The following is a 23,842-nucleotide window of genomic DNA, read 5'->3' on the forward strand; positions in this document are numbered from 1 at the left end:
TAATCTTATTGTGCGTTTAGATGAAATTAAAAATTTAAATTTTTTAATTATGGGTTTAGGTCTTAATGGAGGAGGAGTAGCTCTTTCTAGATTTTTATTAAAGCATGGGGCAAAGTTAGTAATTACTGATCTTAAAAGTGAGTCGGAATTAGCTTTAAGTATCGATCTTTTAAAAGATTTTAATAGCCAAATTAGATATGTTTTAGGTAGACATGATATAAATGATTTCAAAAAAGCTGATATTGTTGTGAAAAATCCTAGTGTGAAACCCAATAATGAATATTTAAAGTTTGCAAAACGAGTTGAAACCGATATTAGTTTATTTTTGATGTTCAACAAAAATCCTATAGTTGCAGTAACAGGTACCAAAGGTAAATCAACTCTTGTATCTCTTTTGTATCAGGTTTTGAAAAGAAAATATCTAAGGACAATGCTTGGGGGCAATATTGGTGTGTCTCCTTTGAGTTTTTTAGATCAACTTGATGGAAGATCACCTTTGATTTTAGAGCTTTCTTCTTGGCAGTTACAAGCTTTAAGAGATTTTAATCCAATTATTAGTATTATTACAAATATTTACAACGACCATCAAAATTATTATTTAGATTTTAATGATTATATTACTGATAAGTCAAAAATTTTTGTAAATCAAACTTCAGGAATTGTGATTATTCAGGATAAGGCCTATTACAAATATTTTTCAAAATTTGAGTCAAAAGTTAAAGTTATTTTATTTTCTGAATTTAGTCCTTGTAATTTTGATCAAGATTTTTTTTATTACAATAAAGGCAAAGTATATTTTAATGATAAATTGATTGGAAGTTTTTTTGAGTCGCAAGCTGTTTTTTTAATACCCAAGCTTATTGCTTTTTTTGTTTTATATTATTTAAATATAGATATTAATCATACGTTTCAGATTTTAAACGATTTTAAAGGTATTGAGCATAGATTAGAGTTTGTTAAATTAGTTAGAAATATAATGTTTTATAATGATACAGCCTCAACTATTCCCGATTCTACGATTTTATCTGTTAAAAGTTTAAAAACAAATAATAATTGTATTAATTTGATTGTTGGAGGGACTGATAAAGAGCTTGATTTTTCAGGTTTTAATGAGATTTTAAATCTTGTTAAAACTTGGATTTTAATAAAAGGTAGTGCAACTGTAAAAATTATTAAAATTTTAGAAAAAAGTAGTATCCAATATTTTGTATTTGATTCTTTAAGCGATGCTGTAAATTATGCTCTAAAGGTTTCAAAACCAGGTAATATTGTTTTATTTTCTCCCGCCAGTGCTTCTTTTGAGCTTTTTAACAATGAGTTTGATAGGGGTTTGCAATTTAAGAATTTAGTTAATATGCTTGTTTAAATTTTTTTCTTTATTACTTTGTAGTAAAAGTATCTGATTTTTTCAAGATTTGTATAAATTCTGTAAAGAAAATTGTTGTAAACAAAATCATAGCAACCGATTCTGTGAATAATATTGCCTCCAAATCCTGTTTTAAAATTAAAAAGTCCAGATAAGGGATGCTTTTTAGATTCAGTTGGAGGGATGCCTAGTAAATCATATTCTTTTATTTCCAATTCTTTTAAAATTTGTATTGCTTTAAATTGTACTGCGTAATTGGGCATTAAATTTCTATGTTCGCTGCTAGAAGCTCCATAAAGATAAACCGCTTTTTCTTTGTAGATTCCTATTATTATTCCAGAAATAATGATGTTATTGTAAAATGCAATTATCAATTTTATTTCAGAATTTTTGTCTTGTTTGAATATTTTAATGAGATTTTGTATATATTCTTCTGAGTGAATAGCAAATTTATCTCTTTTGCTAGTTTCTTTGTAGAGCTTGTAAAATGAATTTAAATGTTTAAATTCATCATCTATTATTATATCTAGGGTTTTTTTTAAGCTGAGCTTTATATTGTATCTTGTTTTTTTTTTCATATTGAGCAGAATATTTTCAAGTGAATTATTTAAATTTAGTATTGTTGTATTTGAAGGCTGTATATCGTCAAATGCCTTTTCAAGATATTTTATTTTAATTTTTAGTGGAAAGTATTTTTCGTTTAATGTTCTTTTATAGTAATACATTAAATCTAATCTTAAAAAGATTGTATTTTTATGTAAGTAGGGTTTTATTTTTATGCAAAATTCTTTAATATTTTGACTGATTTTTTCAATATTAATATTTTCAAGAGTTTTGTTTGAAAATTCTGGATGTGGAATATATGCTAAGTAAAAATTTTTAAATAGTCTTCTTTGCATTACAACAATTTTGCCAAGAACATCACTTTTAAATGCTACGACTTTCCAATTGCTGTTTTTTGTTGTTTTTATTAATGCCCACAGCTCACTTTGAAGATAATTTTCTTCTATTTGTTCTGTTTTAATTTTTTTAATAGTCATTAAATGGCTCTTAGCAAACTATTCCATTTGGAATATCTTTGGACAATATTTTGTTCTTAGAGTGCTCTAATATTAAATTTATTCCATTTATTTTAAGTTCTCCGTTTTCTGCTACTATATTAGCTTTTGAGAATTTATTTATGTCAATTTTAGGCGGGCAGGGAAGATCTTTGTTTTGATCGTTTTCAAGTATTATTCTCTCTCCAGCAATAGGATTTTGGGTGGAATCTTCTACAATTATAATTTTAAAATTTTTATTTTTGTCCTCAGTAGCTATTAGCATCCCTTCAGATTTTATTCCTCTAAATTTTGCAGGCTTTAAATTATCTACTATTATTATATGTTTTCCTAAAAGTTCTTCTTCTGTATAATGGCCTTCAAGACTGCTTACTATTTGTTTTTCCTCAACAGTTCCGTTATCTAGTTTTAATATAAACAAGTTTTTAGCTTCGGGATTTCTGTCTATTTTATTTATTTTTACAACTCTTAATAGTACTTTTTCCCTAAATAAATTTTCTGGCTTTTCTTTTTCTTCCATATTTATTTCTCCTGAGTATTTTAGCTTTAAGTTGTTTATTTTTTTTTGTTCTAGTTTATTGAATAATATTTCTGTAAATTCAATTTTTTTAATTCCCGATTTGGTTCCAAGAATTTTGGTTGAAAATTGATAACTTTTGCCAAAGAATTCTTGTATTTTTTTGCTTGTTTCGGGAATGAATGGCATCATTAAAATGGACAAGTCTCGGATTAAATATATTAAGTTTGAGATTAGTTCTTTTGTTTCTTGTGGAGAGTTGTTTTTTCCTTTCCAAGGCTCGTTGTCTTGAAATATTTTGTTTCCAAGGGATGAAATTTGAAGTATTTCTTTAAGTGCAGATTTTAGTTCTGCTTTTTTAAAAAGATTTAAGATTTTATTATACTTTGGTGTTATTTGTTTCCAAAATTTATTTTTAATTTCTATTGTTTCTATAACATCCCCAAAGAATTTTTTTTGGAATGTTAATACTCTGTTGACAAGGTTTGAAAAATTATCAATAAGCTCAGTATTTACTCTTTCCATAAAATCTTGCCACATAAATTGAAAATCAGATTTTTCAGGTCTGTTGTAATAGATATAAAATCTCCAAATATCAGAAGGAATTCCTGTGGTAATAGCGTCGTTTCCAAAAATTCCTATCCCTTCTGATTTTGAAAATTTAAGATTTTCGTAATTTAAGTATTCGCTTGATGAGAGCTGATTTAACATTGTCCAATTTTCTTTACTTCCGATTTCTATGCAAGGGAATATAATTGTGTGGAACAATATATTATCTTTGCCAATAAATTGTACAAGATTTACTTGCTTATTGTTTTTCCACCAAGATTCCCAATTTTTGACAATACTTTTAGTAATTGAAATATATCCTATTGGGGCGTCAAACCAAACATAAAATACTTTATTTTCATAGCCTTTTTTAGGTACAGGAATCCCCCATTTTAGGTCTCTTGTAATTGCCCTTTCTTTAAGACCATCTCTTAAAAAAGCGTTTGTCATTTTAATGGCATTGGTATTCCAGTTCTTATTAGTAGATGGATTTTTTATCCATTTTTCAAGTTTTGTTTTTATTTTTGGAAGGTCTATATAAAGATGATTGGTTTTTTTCAAAATAGGTTTGTTTTTACAAATTATGCATTTTGGATTTATTAGGTCTATTGGATTTAAAAGCTTAGAGCAGTTGTCGCACTGATCTCCTTTAGCAATGCTTTGGCACTCTGGGCATTCTCCTATTACATATCTGTCGGCTAAGAATATTGAATCTTTTTTGCAGAAAAACTGTTCAGTTTCTCGTTCTTTTATATAACCATTTTTGTCTAATTTTAGGAAAAAATTTTGGACAATGTCTTTATGGTACTCATTGGTAGTACGGCCGAAGATATCAAATTCAATATTGAACCATTTGTAAATTGACTTATGTATTTCATAATATTTATTGCAAAGTTCTAAAGGGGTAGTTTTCTCAATTAAAGCTTTGGTTTCAGTTGCTGTTCCATATTCATCTGTTCCGCAGATATAAAGGGTTTCAATTCCTGACATTCTAGAATATCTTGCAAAAGCATCAGCTGATAATACTTGCACTAAATTTCCAAGATGAGGGATATTGTTAACATAGGGTAAAGCAGCTGTAACTAGATTCATTGTTTTCATTCAGTTTCCCCTTTTTATTTAAGCTACTAATATTGTAATACGGATAGGATAATTTTTTTCAATATTTTTTACAAAAATTATTTGTAAAAGAAACTCAGTTTTAATTTTTTTCTGTGATAAATGATATAAATGTTCTTTTATTATAAGGAGCGTAAATTTATGAATAATTGTTTAATAAAATTTTTTCTTTTTTTATTAGTTTTTTCAAACAGCTATGTTGCTTTTTCTAAAAATATTAATGTCTTAATAATAGCTGCTTTGGATTCTGAGTTTGAGCAGATAAATGAGCTTATGTCTAATAAGGAAGAAATAGTGCTTAAGGAATATGGTCTTAATAGAAAGATTGTGAAGGGCAAGTTGTCTAATTGTAATGTTATAACTGTTGTTTGTGGGGTTGGCAAGGTTAATGCGGGTGTGTGGACTAGCTATATTTTGTCAAAATACAATATAAGCCATGTAATTAATTTTGGAATTGCCGGTGGTATTGTTAGTAATAAATATAAAGATATTAAAGTGGGAGATGTAGTAGTATCCTCAGATGTTGCATATCATGATGTTGATTTGACTAAGTTTGGATACAAGATGGGGCAGCTTTCAAGGTTTCCTGAAAAATTTAGTGCCAATAAGAATTTAGTTAATAAGGCTATGGAGGTTGTTAAATCAGAGGTTGTGGGTTTTAATGTATATTCAGGATTAATAGTTTCAGGAGATCAGTTTATTGGCCCAACTTATATGAAAAAAATTATAAAGAATTTTAAAGATGTAATAGCTGTTGAGATGGAAGGTGCGGCAATAGGACATGTTTCTCATATGTTTAATATTCCTTTTATAATTATTAGGTCCATATCTGACATTGTAAATAAAGAAGGAAATGAAGTTGAATATAGTAAATTTTTAAAATTAGCTGCTTTTAATTCAGCTAAAGTTGTACAAGAGATTTTAAAAACGCTTTAGAAATATTTAATTTTTTATAATTGAAAATAATGCATGAGAAAAGATTTTTTTAAATTCAAAAGATGTCTTTTTTTATGCATTTATTAATTTGTATTGTAATATTTTTATGAAATGTTTTGTTTAAAAGATTATGTTTTTGAAAAAGCAAGAGTATTTGTGCAAGAGAATAAGTATAAGGCTAGTATAGTTTTTCCTGAAAGTAGTGATTCTAGGGTTTTGAAGGCAGCTGTTGTTGTTTTGCAAAAGAATCTTGCAAATTCAATTATTTTAATAGGGAAAAAAGATTCTGTTTTTAATTCTTTAAAAGAATTTACTATTTCTAGTAATGTTTTAGAAAGAATAGAAGTTGTTGATCCTAATTATTTTTCAGGTATTGAAATGTATTTGGATGAATATTGGAATTTGCTAAGGCTAAAGGGAGCTACTAAGCAAAGTTTAAAGGCTCAGGTTTTAGATGAGATTACTTTTGCTATGCTTATGGTAAGATTTGGCCATGCCAAATCTTGTGTTTGTGGAGCTGTTGCAACTTCTGCCAAAGTTTTGTCTAATGCTTTGAGAATAATTCCCAAGTTGGAAGGTGTTAAGGTTATCTCATCTTTTATGATTATGGATACTTTTAGTATTTCTTGCAATGTTGATGTTTGTTTTGGGTATAATGGAATTTTATTTTTTGCGGATTGTTCTGTAGTAGTCAATCCTAATTCCTTAGAGCTTGCAGAGATTGCACTTCAAAGTGCTAAATCTTTTAAAGATATTTTAAATGCAAATCCCAAGGTTGCTCTTTTAAGTTTTTCAACAAAAGGCTCTTCTAATGCTAGAGAAACTGAAAAAGTAAAGAATGCTTTAAATATTGTTAAGAATAGGAAGAGCGATTTGCTTATTGATGGAGAGCTTCAACTTGATTCTGCCATAATTAAAAATGTTGCAGAGAAAAAATGTAGAGATTCTTTGGTAGCAGGCTCTGCAAATGTATTAATATTTCCTAATTTAGATGCTGGAAATATTGGTTATAAATTAGTAGAGAGATTAGCCTTTGCCAAGGCCTACGGTCCCTTTTTGCAAGGCTTTTCTAAGCCAATTAGTGATCTTTCAAGAGGTTGTTCTGTTGATGAGATTGTATTTGCAAGTGCTTTAATGATAAGCATTTAAAGTATTTGAAATTTTTATAAATTCTTCAACAGAAATGTTTTCAGGTCTTTTGTCTAGATATTCTTTTAAAAAATCTTCTCTTAGAACAGCTTTATTCTCGACGAAATTAATAATGGTATTTTTCAATTTTTTTCTTCTGCTTGAAAATACAGTTCTAACCAATTTGTTGAAGTCTTTAAAGTCTTTTATATTGGGGTTTTTAGGAATTAATTTTAGTGTTGTAGACTTAACTTTAGGAGCAGGATAAAAATTGCTTTTTCCTATGTCTATTATTTTAATTACGGTAAAGTGTGATTGTACTAAGACTGTAAATGAAGAATAGTTTTTACTGTTTATTTTTGCAATCATTCTGTCGGCCAACTCTTTTTGTACTGTGAATACCATTTCTTTTAAAAAATTTTCTTCAATTAATCTAGATATTACTTTTGATGCTATATTATATGGCAAATTTGAAAATATTTTATTAATGTTTTTATTTTCATTTTTGTATTTTTTTAAAAAATCCCCTTTTATTAGTTTGAAGTTTTTTAATTTTCCAAATTTTTCATTTAATATTTCTGAATATTTTAAGTCAATTTCAAATGCAGTTAGGAAATTAGTTTTTTTTAATAAAATGGCAGTCATTGAGCCAAGACCCGGACCAATTTCCCAGATTTTTTCATTTTTTTTTAGTTCTAAGCTTTCTATTATTTTTTGCCTTATATTTTCGTTTATTAGATAGTTTTGTCCCCACAACTTTCTTGGAGCTATTTTTTTTTCTTTTAATGTTTGCTTTATGCTAGCTATACTGTTATAGTTGATGTCCATAGATAAGAGATATTAGCATATTATTCTTTATATTGGCAGTCATTTTTACATTATTTTATTTTTTTAATCTCATTATTGTAAATAATGTAAGTTATAAGGACAACGCTTAATGTTAAAAATGTAGGTATTTGGTGATGTTTTACTATAAAGAATTTGCTAAAAAGTGTTGCTGTAATTTTTATTGTTTGGAATATGTAAGCATTTATAAGGTCAAGAAGAAAAAATAAATTCAAGTTTGAGTAGTAAGTTATTAAGCTTAATATTGTTATTATTAAGAAAATTAATGTTAATGGAATAATTATTAAGTTTGACAATACTGAGATTGGTGTTAGATCAAAATTGTTAACATAAATTACTGGTAAAGTGAATATTTGAATAAAAAATGTTGTAAGCATTGATGACATTAGCTTGTTAAGACCATATCTATTTTTTAGATGAACCGCTACTGATATTCCCATTGTTGCAAGATAGGAAAGCTGAAATCCTATTGAATTTAGTGTTTCGGGAAATGCAATACTGTTTATTGTAAAACTAATAGATAGGCAGCTTATTAAATTAATCTTCCCGTAGATTAGTTTGTATATTATAAGAGATTCTGTCATTAGAAATGCCCTTAGTGTTGAAGGTGTAAATCCAGTTAAAATTAGATAATTTAATAAAATTGTGCTTAGTATTGAGTATTTTAATTTTTCATTTGTGATTATTAAAAGTAAGTAGTAGCTTATTAAGCTTATTAGATAAAAATGTAGTCCAGACACTACCAAAATGTGGGCAATGCCTGCATTTTGAAATAATGTTTTTTCGTATTTTGTTATTTCTGATTTGATATTCAAAATTATTGCTTTTGAAAAGTGGGAGTAGCTAGGATTTAATGAGTTTAAAAAAATATTTAAAGCATTTGTATATTTTTCTCTAAGCTTAGAAAAAAAGGATCTTTTAATAAGTTTTATTTTTTGGTTTTTAATTTTAACAGTATCTCCTACTTTAAAAATATTTTCAATATTTTTAAAGTAGGATTTGTGTGTATTGGCTGTATTGTCAATTGCTTCAATAATGGTTTTTGAATCTTTTTTAAAATGTTTAATGTTTACTATTTTATAAATATTTTTTTCCAATGTTTTAAAATTCAATCTAGCTTGAAAGCTTAATAGAAACAATGTGCAAAAAATAAAACTAAGTGCTAAGTGTTTGTTATTTTTTATTATAAAAAATAATGCTAGTGTTGTGTTGAGATAAATTAAATTGAGCTTAAAATAGTATTGAATTGATAAATTAAGTGAAATTAGGATAAATATTAAAATCATTTATAATATTCCCATTTTTTATTTGTAAATAATTATATTTTGAATTTTAATTTGTTTTGATTAATCAATCAATAATAATTAATTGACAATTAATTATTATTTAATTACAATACTTTATGCAATTGTTAAAAAATAAATATTCATTCAAGCGAGCTTTGCTTGATCTTTTTTTGGCCTATGCTGTTATTTATCTTGCATCTTCTTTTGAAAATGTTAATTCAGAATTTTGGAATGTTGCTAAGAACCATTTTTATTTTTGGGCTTCAAGATCTTTTTTAATTATTTTTATAATTTATTTTTCCAAACTTACTAGTTCTTGTGATGATTTTAGAGTGGAGTTTTTTATTCCTAAATTTAAATTTATTTTTATTTGGGAATCTGTAATAATTTTTATTAAAACAATATTGATTGCAATAATATCAATTTTTTTAATAGCTTTTTTGCTTGAATATCTGTTGCCAGAGTCGTCATTTGCCTCTTATTTCCAAAATAATTCTGGGTTTAATTGGAAGATCAGTAGTAAAACAGCATTGATTTTAATGATTTTTACTTCTTTACTTACAGGAGCTTTTGAAGAGTTGTTTTACAGGGCTTTTGTTATTACTAAGTTTACGCAAATGGGCTTTTCCGGTGTAGTCACCGTTTTAATCAGTAGTATGTTTTTTGCTTTTGAGCATTTATATTATGGGGTTTTAGGCTTTTTGGTTACATTTATATTTGGGATATTTTTTGCTTTTACTTATTTAAGGTATAAAAATGTATATTATATGATTTTTATGCATAGTTTTTATAATATTATTGTTAGCATGTTATTGCTTTTTTTAAATTGATTTGAGGGGGATTTATGAGAGATACTGTGCCTAAGCGCTTCAAGGAAGTGGTAACTCCTTATAGTGAGCTTGATATTTTTATATATAAGGAAGCAGAGTCTAAGAGTTTCAAAAAACAAATATACGCTGATTTTTGGAATGAGGTAAAAAGAGTTGCTTCTGGGCTTTTGTATTATGGTATTAAAAGGGGAGAAAAAGTTGTAATCGTCTCTGATTCTAGAAGAGAGTGGATAATAATTGACGTTGCTACTTTGGGACTAGGTTGTGTTGATGTTCCTAGGGGAAATGATTCTTCTGAGGATGAATTAGCTTATATTATTAACCATTCTGAATCCACTTTTATTTTTGTTGAAAACAATAAACAGCTTCAAAAAGTTTTATCCAAAAAACATGATCTTAGATTGGTGAGATGTATTGTTGTTATTGATGATGATAAATCTTATGAAGAAAAAATGGGAAGTATTACTGTATTTTCTTATAAAAAATTGCTAGAACTTGGAATTGAGTATTTAAGGGCTAATCCAAAATCATTTGATATGGAGATTGAAAAAGGTTCTTCAAAAGATATTGCAACTATAATATATACTTCTGGTACAACAGGTGTGCCAAAGGGAGTAATGTTAAGGCATGAATCTTTTATTTTTCAATTAGACAGGCTTTATGATTATCTTCCAACACTTAAGCCAGGTAAGATAATGATTTCTATTCTTCCTCTTTGGCATTCTTTTGAGAGAGCTTGTGAATATATAGTTGCTTTAAAGGGCATAGCAATTGCATATTCAAAACCCATAGGCCCTGTTTTGTTAAAAGATTTTTTACTTTTAAATCCTCAAACGATTATTTCTGTGCCTAGAATTTGGGAAGGCATAAGAATAGGTATTATTAAAAAAGTGTCAGAATCTTTGATTAAAAAACTTGTGTTTGGAGGGTTTTTAAAGATTGGAATTTTCTATGCAAAACTTAAGGAAAAATTTTTAGGGTTTTCTCCTGTTTATAAAAAACCTAATTTTTTTATTTCACTTTTTTCAAAATTATTCTTATTTGTTGGGATTATTTTAATTTTTCCTGTTAAATTATTAGGTGATATTTTGGTATTTAAGAAAATAAAAAATGCTCTTGGAAAAAATTTTGAATTTGGAGTTTCTGGTGGTGGGGCTTTAGTTGATTATGTTGATTATTTTTTCAAAGCTGTAGGAATTAAAGTCCTTGAAGGTTATGGCCTTACTGAAACAGGTCCTATTTTGAGCGTTAGGCGTCTTAAGGGTCCTGTAGCTAGAACCGTAGGTCCTATTTTGCCGGATGTTGAATATAAGGTAGTTGGAATTGACGGGAGAGTTTTGTCTTATGGAGAAAAAGGTGAACTTTGGATAAGGTCTCCACAAATAATGAGCGGTTACTTTAAAGATAAAGCTAAGACAAGTGAAGTTTTAACAGAAGATGGTTGGTTTAATACTGGAGATTTGGTTAGATTGACAATTAATAATGAAATTTCAATTGTTGGTAGAAGTAAAGATACAATTGTTCTTAGAGGGGGAGAAAATATTGAGCCTGAGCCTCTTGAGAGGGTTTTGAGCAAATCGTTATTTATTGAAAATATTATGATTGTTGGTCAAGATCAAAAATTTTTGGGAGCTATTATTGTGCCTAATTTTGAAAATCTTGAAAAGTGGGCAAATTCTAATGGGGTATCTTTTGCTTCTAGAGGTGATTTATTGATCAGCGAAGATGTTAACAAGCTGTATTCTAAGCAAATCTCAGATACTATTAATATCAAATTAGGTTTTAAAAGCTTTGAAAGAATAGTAGGTTTTGTTTTGCTTCAAGATTCTTTTTCAATTGGAGAAGAACTTACCAATACTCTTAAGTTAAAAAGATATTATATATCTCAAAAGTATGAAGATAAAATAAGGTTAATTTTTAGTAAAAGTGATCTTGATTTAAATGGATATTAGAATATTAGGCAAGAATATTTTATAGCATTTTCTTGCCTACATTTTTAACATATAAGGAATATTTAATAGGTACATACAATTTTTTATTGTTTGTAATATAATTTTTAAAAATTCGATTCTTGTTGCTGTTAAATCAGTATTGTTTATGTCTATTACTTTAACTTCTTGATAGTATGTGCTAAAATGCTTTGCAAGCGAGTATGAATAGCTGGTAAGTATTGAAGGATTTAAATCTTTTGCTGCTTTGATTATATTTTCTTCTAATTCTGATATTATTTTAATAATTTCCCATTCTTTTTCATGTTTTAAAAGTTCGAAATTAATTTTTTTCACTATGGGGATAGAAAGTGCATTATATTTTTCAAGAATGCTATTAATTCTTGCACCAACGTATTGTATGTATGGTCCAGAATTTCCTGTAAAAGATAGACTTTCTTTTTTGTTAAAAACAATATCTTTATGTACAGCCGATTTTAGTAGGTAATAGTGGATTGCTCCTAGCGCAATATTTAAAGCATTTTTTTTAGCATCTTTTTTATTTGCAATTTTTTGTGTAATTTCAGGCATTATTGACTCCATTAGGTCCAAGATTAAATTATCTCCGTCAATTACATTGCCTTCTCTTGACTTCATTTTGCCATCAATAAGATTAACCATTCCGTGTGATAAATGGAGGAGTTTTTTGTTTTTAGAAATTCCCAATTTTTCTGATATGAAAAATAGACTTTTAAAGTGGTGAATTTGTTCGCTTCCAACCACGTAAATCATTTCTTCAAAATTAAATTCTTCTGTTCTAGCTACTATATTTCCTAAGTCTTGGGTAAGATAGATAGATGTTCCATTTGGTCGTATGAGCACTTTTTGTTTGGTTTGAGCAGCATCTGTTTTTTCATCTGAATCCAAGGGCAAATCAATGCATATTGCTCCATCTTCTCTTTTGTAGCAAAGTCCTTTTTCAAGTCCCTCTAATACTACATTTTTACCAAGTTTAAAAATTTCACTTTCAAGGTAAATTTTATCAAATGATGTATTTGTAATTTTGTATGTTTCTTTTATTCCTTCAATTGCCCATTTATTTAGTTTTTCCCAGAGTTTAATTGTGTCTTCATCTTTTTGTTCCCATTTTAAAAGCAGATCTTGAATTTCTTTTTCAGCGTTTTCATTTTTTTGTGAGTATTTGTTATATTTGACATAAAAATCACCAATTAAATGGTCTCCTTTTTTAAAAGCTTTTTCAGGGGTAATGCCATTCCCAAATTTTTTGTATGCAAGCATTGATTTGCAGATATGTACCCCACGATCGTTTATTAAATTTATTTTTGTAATTTTTGCACCTACGGCTTTTAATATTCTTGATAGGCTTTCTCCTATTACGTCATTTCTAAGGTGCCCTACATGCAGTGGTTTGTTTGTATTCGGGGATGAAAATTCTAATATTATTTTTTTATTGTCTAGATATTTATTTGTTCCGTAGTTATCCTTTTGGGCATTTACCATTTGTATTATATTGTTAATATACTCTTTTCTAGGAATTTTGATATTTAAGTAAGGTCCCATAGCTTTAATTTCGTATTTATTTTTAAGAGTTTTTATTATTTCTTCCGAGATAGTTGCAATAGGAAGTTTTAAGGTTTTACTAAGTTCAAATATTAATATAGTAATGTCTCCCAGATCGTTTTTAGGAGGTTTTTGAATATTTATATTGATTTTGTCTATGCTTATATTTTTTGCTAATGCTAGATTAGCAACTATGATGCCAATTTCGTCTTTAATCTTTTTTTTTATACTTTTAGTCATCCTTTTCCCCTTTAACTCTTATTAGCATATTGATTAATAGTAAAATTAAAGATGCTATAATAAAAACGTTTGAGCTATAGGCTGGTGTTTTTATATTTATAAAATCTTTTATTATAATTATCTCTTTATTGAAAAGTTTTAAATTTCCTGTGTTTAATATTTCTCTAATAAGTGAAATTATTACGTTTAGAGTAATGAAAATTAAAATTGGGATTTTAGAATATTCAATTATTATTGATGGATTTTTTAGGATTTTAAAAGGCTCATTTTTATGGAATGATATTATTATGGCTATTAAAATGGGTATTGAAAATTTGAATTCTTTGTATAGGGTTGGAGTCAAATAGAACATGAATAAGTAGGTTAGACTAGCAAACATTCCTATTATTAATAGATATATTCCCAATATGTGATTTTTATGTTTTCTCAACTCAATTTGGTTGATTATTAAAGCAGGCAATATAATGCATAGTGAAATCCAAACAGATACAATACTAGCATCTAAAAAGTTTTTTGTATAAGCAAAAATAGGAAATAACATTAAATGACTTTTAAGATACTTTTCAGTGATATAAAATGTCTTTTTTTGCATATTATTTCCTTTTGATCTATTTTATTTAGTTTTAAATTGATTTGTATTTTCACTAATTCCAGAAATATGGCTTGAGTTTGTAGTTCCTAAAACTTTAATGCGTTCAATTGCTCCTACTAGCTTATTAATCTCTTCTTTTAGTCCTTTCATAGAGTTTGAGACCGTAATGTTAATTTCTCCTAATAGTTTAACAGTGCTAATGATTTCTTTGTTGCCTCTAAACATATCGTTTGAGCCAATTTTTACCTCATATGTGATTTCTCTCATTGTGTTTAAAGCCTTTAAGATTTCTTGGCTACCTATTGATTGCTCTTGCATTGTGTGGTTTATTTCTTCTATTACTTGAACAACTAGATTGATTGAATCGAATATTTGGTTGAAAGCTTTATTTGTTAGTTCAGAAGTATTCACAGTTTTGGTTATTGAATCCATTATTTCGTTTATTGATGAAGCAACAGATTCTGATTGTGATGTAACTTGTTCTGCTAGGTCTTTTATTTCTTCTGCAACAATGGCAAATCCTTTGCCAGCCTCACCAGCATGAGATGCTTCAATTGCAGCATTCATTGAGAGCAGGTTGGTTTGACTAGCTATAGATGAGATTAAAGAGTTTGCTTCTTGTAATCTTGTTGAGTTTTTGAAAATTTCTTTGATTTGAGCAATAACTTCTTCTTGTTTTTTTCGACCCTCATCAGAAAATCTTTTTAGTTCTTCTGTGCTTTTTGCAGCTTTTTGAGTTATTTCTGTTATTGATTGTATTCCCCCTATCATTTCTTCGATAGCTGATGAGGATTGTTCAACGCTTGCGGCTTGAGTTTCAATTGAGTTGTCAAGAGATGAAATATTTTTTGAAAGACTTTCAATTACGTTTGTTGTATTGGAGATGAATTCTACTTGCTTTTCTACTTCTTCTTGTGTTTTTTCTATGTATTGATTTGAATTTTTTATTGTATCGTGGGTTTTATTTATTTCACTAAATAAATGGTCGCCGTTTTCTTTTAGCAGTCTTACTCTTTCTTGTAGTGAATTAATTACATTTTTTAAATTTTCAATAAAGTGACCAAAAAGATTTATTGTTGAGCTTATTGAATCTTTGCCTTTTGATTCGATTTTAAATGTTAAGTCGCCGTTTTTCACTTTTGGAATGACAACATTGAGTTTATCTATTTTTGATATTATTAAAGTTTTTATGGTTGATATCATTATTAATATAAAAATTATTACTAAAATCAATATAATGGAAAGCGAAACTAATCTCATATTTTTAAATTCTTTTGAAAATATGTTGTTATAATCTATTTTTATTCCCAAGTACCAATGGGATGTTGTAATCCTTGCTAAAGAGATTATTTCATTTGAATTACTTGTATTGTAATTTGCTTTTCCTTGAGACAATGCGTTTAGTATTTGAGTTAGCGTTTTGATATTAAATCCAAATATGTGCTTTATGTTTTTCAAAACTTCATCTTTTCCTCCAAATGCGTCTCCACTGTTGTTTATTATGTATATATTGAAGTATTTTGATGAGTTTTGACTGCTTGCATTTTGTTCTAGCAACGAGTTTTCTAAAAGAAGCAAAAGATATTCTTTTAGCTCGGCAATTTTTTCTGAAATGTCAGCATATAAAATAATATATCCAATATTAGTTTTTTTTGAATCTGTTATTTTATATGTTATTGGGATATAAAAATTGTTATTTATTTTTACCAAACTGTTGTGAAGGATTGAAATTTGAAATGTAGTTAGAGCTTTGCCTAAGATTAATTCTTTCAAGCTCATGTATTGGCCGTTTCTTTTTTTGTCACTTGATGAGATTATGTACCCATCTTTGTTTGTGTACTCTATTATTTTAATAAAGGACGGAAGTGTAATTAAAATCTTGTCAGATACTAAATGTTCTTCTCTTTTGTTATTTTGAATTGCAGATTTATAGTCATATTTGGCTGTTAATATGCTTAAAGCTTTTATTATTTCTTTAGATTCATCAGAAAAGCTTTTAATCATTGCTTGGTTAATGAATTTTGTAAAGTCTTGAAGTTCTTTTGTTATGATTTTTTTATAGCCTTGATCTAGTAGCAAAAAGGTTGTTGCAATAATGATTATTGTATATGCCAAAATTATAAAATTGAATTTATAAAAAAGGTTGGAGTTAAGTTTCTTTTTTTTCACTAAGTCCCCTTAAAATTTTAATTTTCTATAAAATTTTCAAAAATATTAGATTTTTAGTATTCTACATGTTTTATTATATAATTATATATGCATGTGACTAAATAATAAAATAATTATTTGCAAATATTTGGGATATGTAATCTTTAGTGGGAAAAGTGTATTTGCCAATTGTTATTGGTATTTATTTATACATGATTTATGGAAGGTGAAAGTTTTGTTTTAAGGTTTTAATCATGTTATGTTTGGAGAACTTTTATGACTGATGAGAATTTAATCGATGTTAATCTAAAAAATACTAAACGAGTTCTTTATCTTGTTTTATTTGGGTTTCTTTTTTTAAATTTTTTATTTATAGGCTATTCTTATATGAATTATAAGAAGGAATATTTGAATCGCTTTCAATTTGATGCTAGGTTGTTTTTAAACAGTGTATCTACTGTTATTAAGGGTAAGTATATAGAATCTTCTAGATTCCTGGAAGAGCTTGTAAAAGATAGCTATAGGTTTGGGATATTGGTGAATTCTTCAAAGAGCTTTCTTTTGTCTTCAAGTTTAAAATTTGGCGATAGTTTAGATGAAAATAGCGATTTATTTTTAAAGTCAAGAGAATTTGGCTCTATAGATAAAATTTTTAAGACTATTCCTATAGCAGAAAATTCACTCGAAGGCGTATTTTATATTCCTATAGGGAAAAATGTTTTAATATCGAATGCGGATTTTTCATCCTTGGGTTTAAAAGATGTTAGATCAGATCCAATTTATTCTGTTCCTGTGGAAAAAAATTCTAAATATTATTCGAGGTATCTAATAATAGATGGGAAAATTTATTCTGTAGTAAGTTTCCCCGTTAGAGATTCTGTTACAACATTAGGGGTAATAGGGATGTTAGTGTGCTTTGATGATTCATTTGATATTATTGAAAATCAGCTGTATTCTTCTCTTAAGTCTAGCAATTATAACTTTTTTATGCTTGACAGGAATTATGTGCCTATTTTTTCAAACTTTAACAATCTTAAGACCAAATCTTTTTCTAAAGCTTATAGTGAGAATGTTTTGAGTAAAGCTATAGCTTATACTAAAAAAGATGTTTCTGTTTCTCAGCATACTTTTAGTTATGCAAGTGATTTTTATTCTTTAAATTTTGTAAAAACTGGTGATTTTTTGATTCAAGGATTGATTTTAAATGTCAATTCTATTCCTATTATGTTTAAGTCAAATTGGGTTTTATTTTTTATATTTTTATTGCTGTCTTTTTTGATTATGTTTTACTTGTGTAATACTTTTGTTTTTTCGTTAATTAATGATTTTAACAGAATTGTTGATTATCAAAAATCAAAAAGTGATCCTTTTAGTTTTGAGTCTCCTTTGGAGGTTAAGTATTCTTCGGCTATTATTTCTTATATTGGTTCAAAGCTAGATAGTATATCGTCTAGGAGTAATGAATCTTTTGAGAAGATAAAATTTTATTCTGAAGACTTAAGTGGATGTTTAGAGCAAATAGAAGCTGCTATATCAAATACTGAGAGTATAGATTCTAGTGTTTTAGCCTATGAGCAATTAAGAGATACTTTTTCTAAATTTGAAAAGTCAATTGTAGATATTTTAAAAGGCTTTGAATCTATTACTGATCCGATTAATGACCACAATAAATATATGTCAGAAATCTCTTCAAAGTTTGAAGAGAATGTTAGTTTTTTTTATAGCATAGATAAAAATTTGGAAATTTTTAATAAAATTGCTACTACAAATTCTGCTGATATTGAAAGTATTAAAAGTAAAGTTTTCGATTTAAATATTGTTTTTGAAAATGTGAATAAAAACTTCGCAGATCTTTTATCTCAAACAAACAGCTTGCAAAGTGTAAATAAACTTTTAGTTTCAATTTCAGCTCAGACTAATATGCTTGCCATGAATGCAGCGATTGAAGCTGCAAAAGCAGGTGATGCGGGTAAAAGTTTTGCAGTTGTTGCTGAGGAGATTAGAAAGCTTGCTATTAATTCTGGAAAATATTCTAAAACCATTAAAGATGAGCTTAAAATGGTTGATAGTATTATTGCAGTAATTAATTCAGAGATTGATACAATTTATAAAAATTTTATAGATATTCAAGATAATGTGGATAACAATTTTTCAAGACATGAAAAAGTAGATCTTACTCTTGCCAAGCATTTTAAAGAAATTGGCGAGTTTAAAGAAAGGTATTTGTCTCATGATACTAAGATCAGAGATGCTAAGAATATGTATAAAGAAATATTTAATAACCATTTTTTTGTTAGCGGAAAGTTTAACAACTTTAGTCAGGATTTAAAAGAACTTAAGGTTTCTAAGATGAATTTAGATGCAGTAAGTTCTCTTCAAGAATATTCATCTTTGATTAAATCTTCTAAAGGCAAAATATTAAAGACAAAGGAATTGATTCAAAAGATTAATAATGAGATTAAAGATATTCTTTTTTAGTTTTTATGATTTTTAAACCCTATGTAGAGAACTTCTTCTTCTAGTAAAAGTCCAGTTTTTGAGTAGACTTCAGTTTTTACTTTTTCAATTAGATTTTTTACATCATTAGAAGTGGCATTGTTAACGTTTATAAGAAAATTTCCATGGTATTTAGACACCGTGGCGCCTCCAATGCTGAGTCCTTTAAGTTTGCACTCTTCAATTATTTGTCCGCTAGGCTTGAGAAATGCTTTATTGTTTTTGAAAGTACTTCCACTGCTTGGGAATAAATAGTGTCCTTTTTTTATTCTTGCTTGTTTATTTTTATTCATTTTTTCTTCAATAATTTTTTTATTTTCTTTTTTTAAATTCAATTCAATTTTTAATATGAGAAAGTTTTTATTTTGAAAAGGCGAGATTTTATACTTAAAATCTTCTTTTTTAAATTCTTGGCAAATAGTTTTTCCTTTGTCATTTATAAATGTAATTTTTTTTAGTATTTCAGAGATTTCATTTCCAAAACATCTGGCATTCATCCATACAGCGCCTCCGAGTGTTCCGGGCAACCCATAAATAAATTCTAGACCACTTAAGCTGTTCTCAAGTGCAGTTCTGCATAAGTTTTCGAAATTTGCACCACATTCGGCGGTGATTTGATTGTCTTGAATTTCTATTTTGTTTAAATGTCCGGTGTATATTATTGGGAAATCAAGTTCTTTCTCGTCATTGACTAAAATATTGGATCCTCCTCCTAGAATAAATAATTTAATTTTTTCTTCTATTGCAGCTTTAAAAATAGTTTGGGCTTCTTGAATATTTTTAGGAATGAGGAATAATTTCGAAATACTTCCAATTTTATATGTTGTATAGTCTGTTAGGCTTTTTGTTTGAGGCTTAATATTGATTTTTTTCAAAAAATTATTTAGGCTTTTAAGCATACTTGCTTAATGATAAATTAGATTTTTTATTTTTTCAATTTTTGGAAAATATATGATTTTAAAGCTATATAATACTAGAACAAAGGGTTTTTCAGAGTTAACAAATTTTGATGGCCTTAAAGTGTATGCTTGTGGGCCTACTGTTTATAATTATGCTCACATTGGAAATTTTAGAACCTATATTTTTGGAGATTTGTTAATTAAAACTTTAAAGTTTTTAGGATATAAGATTGATTATGCGATGAATATTACAGATATTGGGCATTTAACGGGCGATTTTGATGAGGGAGAAGATAAAGTTGTTAAAGCTGCAAGAGAAAAAGGTCTTACAGTTTATGAGATTAGTGAATTTTTTACGGAGGCTTTTTTTAACGATTGTAGAAAATTAAACATTGCACATCCCGATAAAGTTCTTATTGCAAGCAAACATATTCCCACCATGATAGAGGTTGTTAAAATTCTTGAAGAAAAAAAAATTACTTATTTTTCTAATGGTAATGTGTATTTTGATACTTCTTGCTTTAAAAGTTATGGAGAGATGGCTGGCATTAATTTGGTTGATAAAGATATGGCTTTTTCCAGGGTTGATATTGATGAGTTTAAGAGGAATAAAACCGATTTTGTTTTATGGTTTACTAATTCTAAATTTAAAGATCAGGAAATGAAGTGGGATTCTCCTTGGGGATTTGGTTATCCAAGTTGGCATTTGGAGTGTGCTGCTATGAATTTGGAGTATTTTAAAGATACGCTTGATATTCATTTAGGGGGAGTTGATCATATTGGAGTTCATCATATTAATGAAATAGCAATAGTAGAGTGTTTTTTGGATAAGAAGTGGTGTGATATCTTTGTTCATGGAGAATTTTTGATTATGGATTATAATAAAATGTCAAAATCGAGTGGGAATTTTATTACAGTTAAAGACTTGCAAGAGCAAAATTTTTCTCCTCTAGATTTTAGATACTTGTGTTTGACATCGCATTACAGGAATCAATTAAAATTTTCATTGAATAATCTTCAAGCAAGTAAGATTGCTAGGGAGAATATGATAAACAGGCTAAGTTCTTTTTATGCTTCTTTAGATTCGGTTGATTTAAATATGCTTCATAAAGATTTGAAAAGTTTTTCCTCTAGTACAGAAGAAGAATATTATGATTTTTTTGTAGAAAAAGTTTCTTTTGACTTGAATGTTTCTCAAGGATTAGCTTTGCTTTGGGAGATAATTAAATCTGAAGATTTAGGTTTTGTTTCAAAGCTTAAATTAGCGTTTATTTTTGATGAGATTATGTCGCTTAATTTAAGAGAAGAGATTTTAAAAAATTTGGAAAATAATAATGCAGTTATTGATGAGAATATGAAAACTTTGATTGAAGAAAGAAAAATAGCTAAATGTGAAAAAAATTTTAAGCGTGCTGATGAAATTAGAGACTTTTTTGCTAAAAAAGGGTTTGTTTTGATTGATACTAAGGAAGGAACTAAAGTTAAAAGAGGCTAGTATTTGGTTATTTTTTTAAAAAACAAATATTTTTATTTAAGCTTAATTTTTGTTATTTTTTTATTTTTATTTGTTTTTTCTGGATTTTTATTTTATTCAAAGCCAATTATTTATGATATATCTCCAATTCCCACTTCACACAAGGACATTATTGTTATTAAAGGAAGCAATTTAGGTAGTAGCACGGGAGAGATTAATATTAACAATAATTATTTGGTTAAAAGTAGTATTATTAGTTGGAATAATACTGAGATAATTTTTAAAATTACAGAAGAAGTAAATTCTGGGCTTATTTTTGTAAAAAGTGAGAGTGGGACTAGTAACGAACTTTTTCTAGTGATTAGCAGGCAAGTCCCCATTAAGCTTAATGGGAAAAATATACCTTCGATTTTTCCAGAGGATAAAATAATTTTAAATGCAAATTCTTCAACTTTATTACAAGGTATGAATTTTTTTTCAAATTCTAGTACTATTAAAATTTTTCTTGAAACTAAGGATGAACTTTATACAATTTTGCCTCAAAATATTTTAAATGTTTCTGAGAATAAAGTAGAATTTATTTCTCCTAAAACTTTAAATTCTGGTGGTAAGCTTTATGTTTTATTGGAGGATCTTCAAAGCAATAAAGTTCCATTTTTTGTTAAAGATGATTTTTTCAAATGGTCTTTGAGCGATTCAAAACAGTTTAGAATAATTGAAGAAATTTATTTTTCTCAAGATATCAGTAGCAATTTTGATTCAAAGCCTGAAGACATTAATTTTAATATCTTCTATTTAAGACCAATTGAGAATGAACGTCAAAAAATTACAAAGTACGACAATGAGCATCTTGATTTTAATATTGATAATTTATTTTTTAAAAGCTTGAAGACAAATAAATTTATTTTTGAGACCCAAGTAAAGACTCATAAACTTAATTTGGAATTTTTGGATACTAAATATTTAGAAAGTATTGAGGTTAATAGAGATGTTAATAACCAAGAGTACAAAACATATGTTCAAAACAAAAGAAAAGATTATTTATCTTACGTAGCTGTTGATTTAATGCCGTTAGATTCTATGATTTTATCTATGACGGCTGGGAATAATTCAGTTTATAAGTTGTCTAAAGCAATTATTGATGTTTTGACTTTAAATTTTAAAATTGTTGAGAATAATTTAAGTTTAAAGGATGCTATTAAAGAAAGAAAAATTTCATCTAGCAATTTAATGGTTCTTACGAATTTATTATTTTTAAAGTATGAGATTCCTCTTAGAAATATAGTTGGGCTTTATTATGATTCCAATTCTCTTAAATTAAATGAACATCTTTGGTTTGAATTTTTTTTGCCTGGGGTTGGCTTTGTATATTTTGATATAATAAATGCAGTATTATTTAAGGATAGTTCTAAGTATTTTTTAAATATATCTGAAAACTATATTCAATATGGTTGCAAGGAAGACCACGATAAAAATGGATTTTTTAATGGATATTCAGATTCTGGGTTTTTAAGGTATAAAAGCCTAACAAACGAATCGTATTCTTTAATACATAGATTTGTTTTGGAGGATAATTTATGATGAGGGATGATCAAATATTTAATTTAATTGAGAAAGAGAGATTAAGAGAAAAAGAACATATTGAGCTTATTGCATCTGAAAATTTTACATCTCTAGAGATAAGGCAGGCTGTTGGGAGTATTTTAACCAATAAATATGCTGAAGGGTATCCTTTGAATCGATATTATGGTGGTTGTTCTTTTATTGATGAGATTGAATCTTTAGCAATTTCAAGAGCCAAAGAGCTTTTTGGCGCAGAGTATGCCAATGTTCAGCCCCATAGCGGTTCTCAGGCCAATATGGCTGCTATAATGGCTCTTATTAGCCCTGGGGACAGGATTCTTGGTATGCAATTGTCTCATGGAGGACATTTAACCCATGGTAGTAGGGTGAATTTTTCTGGCATATTTTTTAATACCTATTTTTATGGTGTTTCTAGAGATTCTGAGGTGATTGATTATGATGAGGTTCTTAAAATAGCTAGAGATTGTAGACCAAATTTAATAATAGCTGGTGCTTCTTCTTATTCTAGAGAAATTGATTTTAAAAAATTTAGAGAAATAGCAGACGATGTTTCTGCTTATCTTTTGTGTGATATTGCCCATATTTCAGGTCTTATTGTCGCTGGCTTTCATAATTCTTCTATTGATGTGGCACATCTTACTACAAGTACTACGCATAAAACTTTAAGAGGACCAAGGGGTGGTATAATACTTTCTGGAAAAGATTTTGACAGATTGGTAAACTTTAATGGGAAAGAGAGAGCTTTGTTTAATGCTGTAAATTCTACAGTTTTTCCTGGAACTCAAGGAGGTCCTTTGGTTCATGTTATTGCGGGTAAGGCTGTTGCATTCAAAGAAGCTCTTCATAAAAATTTTAAAGAATATATTGCCAACGTAATAAGAAATACTAAAGTTATGGCTGAATATTTTAAATCGGAAGGATTTCGGATTGTCAGTGGAGGTACAGACAATCATTTATTTTTGATTGATCTTAGTGATTTAGATCTTACAGGTGCTGATGCTGAGAAATTGCTTGAGGGTGTAAATATTACTTTAAATAAAAATGCCATTCCTTTTGACAAAAAAAGTCCTTCTTTGGCTTCTGGCATTAGAATTGGAGGTGCCGCTATTACTTCAAGGGGCTTGAATGAAAGCGATTCTTTAAATGTTGCTAAATTTATTGTTAGAGCTTTAAAGACAAGGTCTGATACTGAATTAAAACAAATAAAAAAGGAAGTCGTAAGATTTATTAGCGATTTTGATATGCCTTAATTGTGTTTGGAGGTT

Annotated in this window: 17 protein-coding genes; 9 read left to right on the plus strand and 8 right to left on the minus strand. The window is 27.8% G+C overall.

Annotation, left to right across the window (positions count from 1 at the left end):
* The first annotated feature begins 10 nt into the window (after positions 1-10).
* Positions 11-1,366: a UDP-N-acetylmuramoylalanine--D-glutamate ligase gene (locus tag OY14_02900; protein AJA90383.1), complete on the plus strand. Its 1,356-nt coding sequence runs from the start codon at positions 11-13 to the stop codon at positions 1,364-1,366.
* Here the strand turns inward: OY14_02900 and OY14_02905 are convergent.
* A complete protein-coding gene (locus tag OY14_02905; GenBank protein AJA90384.1) occupies positions 1,363-2,406 on the minus strand; it encodes a peptidoglycan bridge formation protein FemAB in 1,044 nt (347 codons plus the stop codon). The genes OY14_02900 and OY14_02905 overlap by 4 nt on opposite strands.
* Positions 2,407-2,416: 10 nt before the next feature.
* Positions 2,417-4,591 (minus strand): methionyl-tRNA synthetase, encoded by a 2,175-nt coding sequence (locus OY14_02910; protein AJA90385.1) that lies wholly within the window; start codon positions 4,589-4,591, stop codon positions 2,417-2,419.
* A gap of 159 nt (positions 4,592-4,750) precedes the next feature.
* Here OY14_02910 and OY14_02915 point away from each other — a divergent pair, with 159 nt between their 5' ends.
* Both OY14_02915 and OY14_02920 read left to right on the plus strand, forming a co-directional pair.
* The gene (locus tag OY14_02915; GenBank protein AJA90386.1) at positions 4,751-5,545 is read left to right on the plus strand and encodes an MTA/SAH nucleosidase; all 795 of its coding nucleotides are present in this window, start codon (positions 4,751-4,753) and stop codon (positions 5,543-5,545) included.
* A 111-nt stretch (positions 5,546-5,656) separates the two neighbouring features.
* Positions 5,657-6,694, plus strand: a complete 1,038-nt coding sequence (locus OY14_02920; GenBank protein ID AJA90387.1) for a phosphate acetyltransferase — start codon at positions 5,657-5,659, stop codon at positions 6,692-6,694.
* Here the strand turns inward: OY14_02920 and OY14_02925 are convergent.
* Together OY14_02925 and OY14_02930 are read right to left on the minus strand one after the other, a co-directional pair.
* A complete protein-coding gene (locus tag OY14_02925) occupies positions 6,677-7,501 on the minus strand; it encodes a 16S rRNA methyltransferase (protein ID AJA90388.1) in 825 nt (274 codons plus the stop codon). The genes OY14_02920 and OY14_02925 overlap by 18 nt on opposite strands.
* 50 nt (positions 7,502-7,551) lie before the next feature.
* Entirely contained in the window at positions 7,552-8,805 is a 1,254-nt protein-coding gene (locus tag OY14_02930) for a competence protein (GenBank protein ID AJA90389.1), read from the minus strand.
* A gap of 116 nt (positions 8,806-8,921) precedes the next feature.
* Here OY14_02930 and OY14_02935 point away from each other — a divergent pair, with 116 nt between their 5' ends.
* Both OY14_02935 and OY14_02940 read left to right on the plus strand, forming a co-directional pair.
* Positions 8,922-9,635, plus strand: coding sequence for a CAAX protease (locus tag OY14_02935; GenBank protein AJA90390.1), 714 nt, complete (start codon positions 8,922-8,924; stop codon positions 9,633-9,635).
* A 14-nt stretch (positions 9,636-9,649) separates the two neighbouring features.
* Positions 9,650-11,587, plus strand: coding sequence for a long-chain fatty acid--CoA ligase (locus OY14_02940; GenBank protein AJA90391.1), 1,938 nt, complete (start codon positions 9,650-9,652; stop codon positions 11,585-11,587).
* A 36-nt stretch (positions 11,588-11,623) separates the two neighbouring features.
* Here the strand turns inward: OY14_02940 and OY14_02945 are convergent, their stop codons facing one another.
* From OY14_02945 to OY14_02955, 3 genes are read right to left on the minus strand one after another with little or no spacing between them, the layout of a single operon-like run.
* A complete protein-coding gene (locus OY14_02945) occupies positions 11,624-13,384 on the minus strand; it encodes an arginyl-tRNA synthetase (protein AJA90392.1) in 1,761 nt (586 codons plus the stop codon).
* Positions 13,377-13,976, minus strand: a complete 600-nt coding sequence (locus OY14_02950; GenBank protein AJA90393.1) for a hypothetical protein — start codon at positions 13,974-13,976, stop codon at positions 13,377-13,379. Before OY14_02950 ends, OY14_02945 begins: the two co-directional genes overlap by 8 nt.
* A 21-nt stretch (positions 13,977-13,997) precedes the next feature.
* On the minus strand, positions 13,998-16,145 hold the full coding sequence (locus OY14_02955; GenBank protein AJA90394.1) for a chemotaxis protein: 2,148 nt from the start codon (positions 16,143-16,145) through the stop codon (positions 13,998-14,000).
* Between the two features lie 255 nt (positions 16,146-16,400).
* Between OY14_02955 and OY14_02960 the strand changes: the two genes are divergently transcribed.
* Positions 16,401-18,602: a chemotaxis protein gene (locus OY14_02960; protein ID AJA90395.1), complete on the plus strand. Its 2,202-nt coding sequence runs from the start codon at positions 16,401-16,403 to the stop codon at positions 18,600-18,602.
* On the opposite strand, the gene OY14_02965 is transcribed toward OY14_02960, so the two are convergent.
* A complete protein-coding gene (locus OY14_02965; protein AJA90396.1) occupies positions 18,599-19,519 on the minus strand; it encodes a UDP-N-acetylenolpyruvoylglucosamine reductase in 921 nt (306 codons plus the stop codon). The genes OY14_02960 and OY14_02965 overlap by 4 nt on opposite strands.
* 52 nt (positions 19,520-19,571) lie before the next feature.
* Between OY14_02965 and cysS the strand changes: the two genes are divergently transcribed.
* The 3 genes from cysS to glyA are packed head-to-tail and all read left to right on the plus strand — an operon-like array spanning position 19,572 to position 23,827.
* On the plus strand, positions 19,572-21,014 hold the full coding sequence (gene cysS / locus OY14_02970; GenBank protein AJA90397.1) for a cysteine--tRNA ligase: 1,443 nt from the start codon (positions 19,572-19,574) through the stop codon (positions 21,012-21,014).
* Between the two features lie 3 nt (positions 21,015-21,017).
* Complete coding sequence (locus tag OY14_02975) at positions 21,018-22,574, plus strand: DNA-binding protein (GenBank protein ID AJA90398.1); 1,557 nt, start codon at positions 21,018-21,020, stop codon at positions 22,572-22,574.
* Positions 22,574-23,827: a serine hydroxymethyltransferase gene (gene glyA / locus OY14_02980; GenBank protein ID AJA90649.1), complete on the plus strand. Its 1,254-nt coding sequence runs from the start codon at positions 22,574-22,576 to the stop codon at positions 23,825-23,827. The genes OY14_02975 and glyA overlap by 1 nt, the downstream gene beginning before the upstream one ends.
* The last annotated feature ends 15 nt before the right edge of the window (positions 23,828-23,842 follow it).

The sequence above is a fragment of the Borreliella chilensis genome, from assembly GCA_000808095.1.
Taxonomy (GTDB): domain Bacteria; phylum Spirochaetota; class Spirochaetia; order Borreliales; family Borreliaceae; genus Borreliella; species Borreliella chilensis.

Excerpts from the sequence above, each read along its gene's own strand:
- OY14_02940 (AJA90391.1), top strand. The coding sequence starts at position 9,650 with ATGAGAGATACTGTGCCTAAGCGCTTCAAGGAAGTGGTAACTCCTTAT.
- OY14_02910 (AJA90385.1), bottom strand. The coding sequence starts at position 4,591 with ATGAAAACAATGAATCTAGTTACAGCTGCTTTACCCTATGTTAACAAT.
- OY14_02960 (AJA90395.1), top strand. The coding sequence starts at position 16,401 with ATGACTGATGAGAATTTAATCGATGTTAATCTAAAAAATACTAAACGA.
- OY14_02915 (AJA90386.1), top strand. The coding sequence starts at position 4,751 with ATGAATAATTGTTTAATAAAATTTTTTCTTTTTTTATTAGTTTTTTCA.
- OY14_02950 (AJA90393.1), bottom strand. The coding sequence starts at position 13,976 with ATGCAAAAAAAGACATTTTATATCACTGAAAAGTATCTTAAAAGTCAT.
- OY14_02935 (AJA90390.1), top strand. The coding sequence starts at position 8,922 with ATGCAATTGTTAAAAAATAAATATTCATTCAAGCGAGCTTTGCTTGAT.
- OY14_02930 (AJA90389.1), bottom strand. The coding sequence starts at position 8,805 with ATGATTTTAATATTTATCCTAATTTCACTTAATTTATCAATTCAATAC.
- cysS (AJA90397.1), top strand. The coding sequence starts at position 19,572 with ATGATTTTAAAGCTATATAATACTAGAACAAAGGGTTTTTCAGAGTTA.
- OY14_02905 (AJA90384.1), bottom strand. The coding sequence starts at position 2,406 with ATGACTATTAAAAAAATTAAAACAGAACAAATAGAAGAAAATTATCTT.
- glyA (AJA90649.1), top strand. The coding sequence starts at position 22,574 with ATGAGGGATGATCAAATATTTAATTTAATTGAGAAAGAGAGATTAAGA.
- OY14_02925 (AJA90388.1), bottom strand. The coding sequence starts at position 7,501 with ATGGACATCAACTATAACAGTATAGCTAGCATAAAGCAAACATTAAAA.
- OY14_02920 (AJA90387.1), top strand. The coding sequence starts at position 5,657 with ATGTTTTGTTTAAAAGATTATGTTTTTGAAAAAGCAAGAGTATTTGTG.
- OY14_02965 (AJA90396.1), bottom strand. The coding sequence starts at position 19,519 with ATGCTTAAAAGCCTAAATAATTTTTTGAAAAAAATCAATATTAAGCCT.
- OY14_02945 (AJA90392.1), bottom strand. The coding sequence starts at position 13,384 with ATGACTAAAAGTATAAAAAAAAAGATTAAAGACGAAATTGGCATCATA.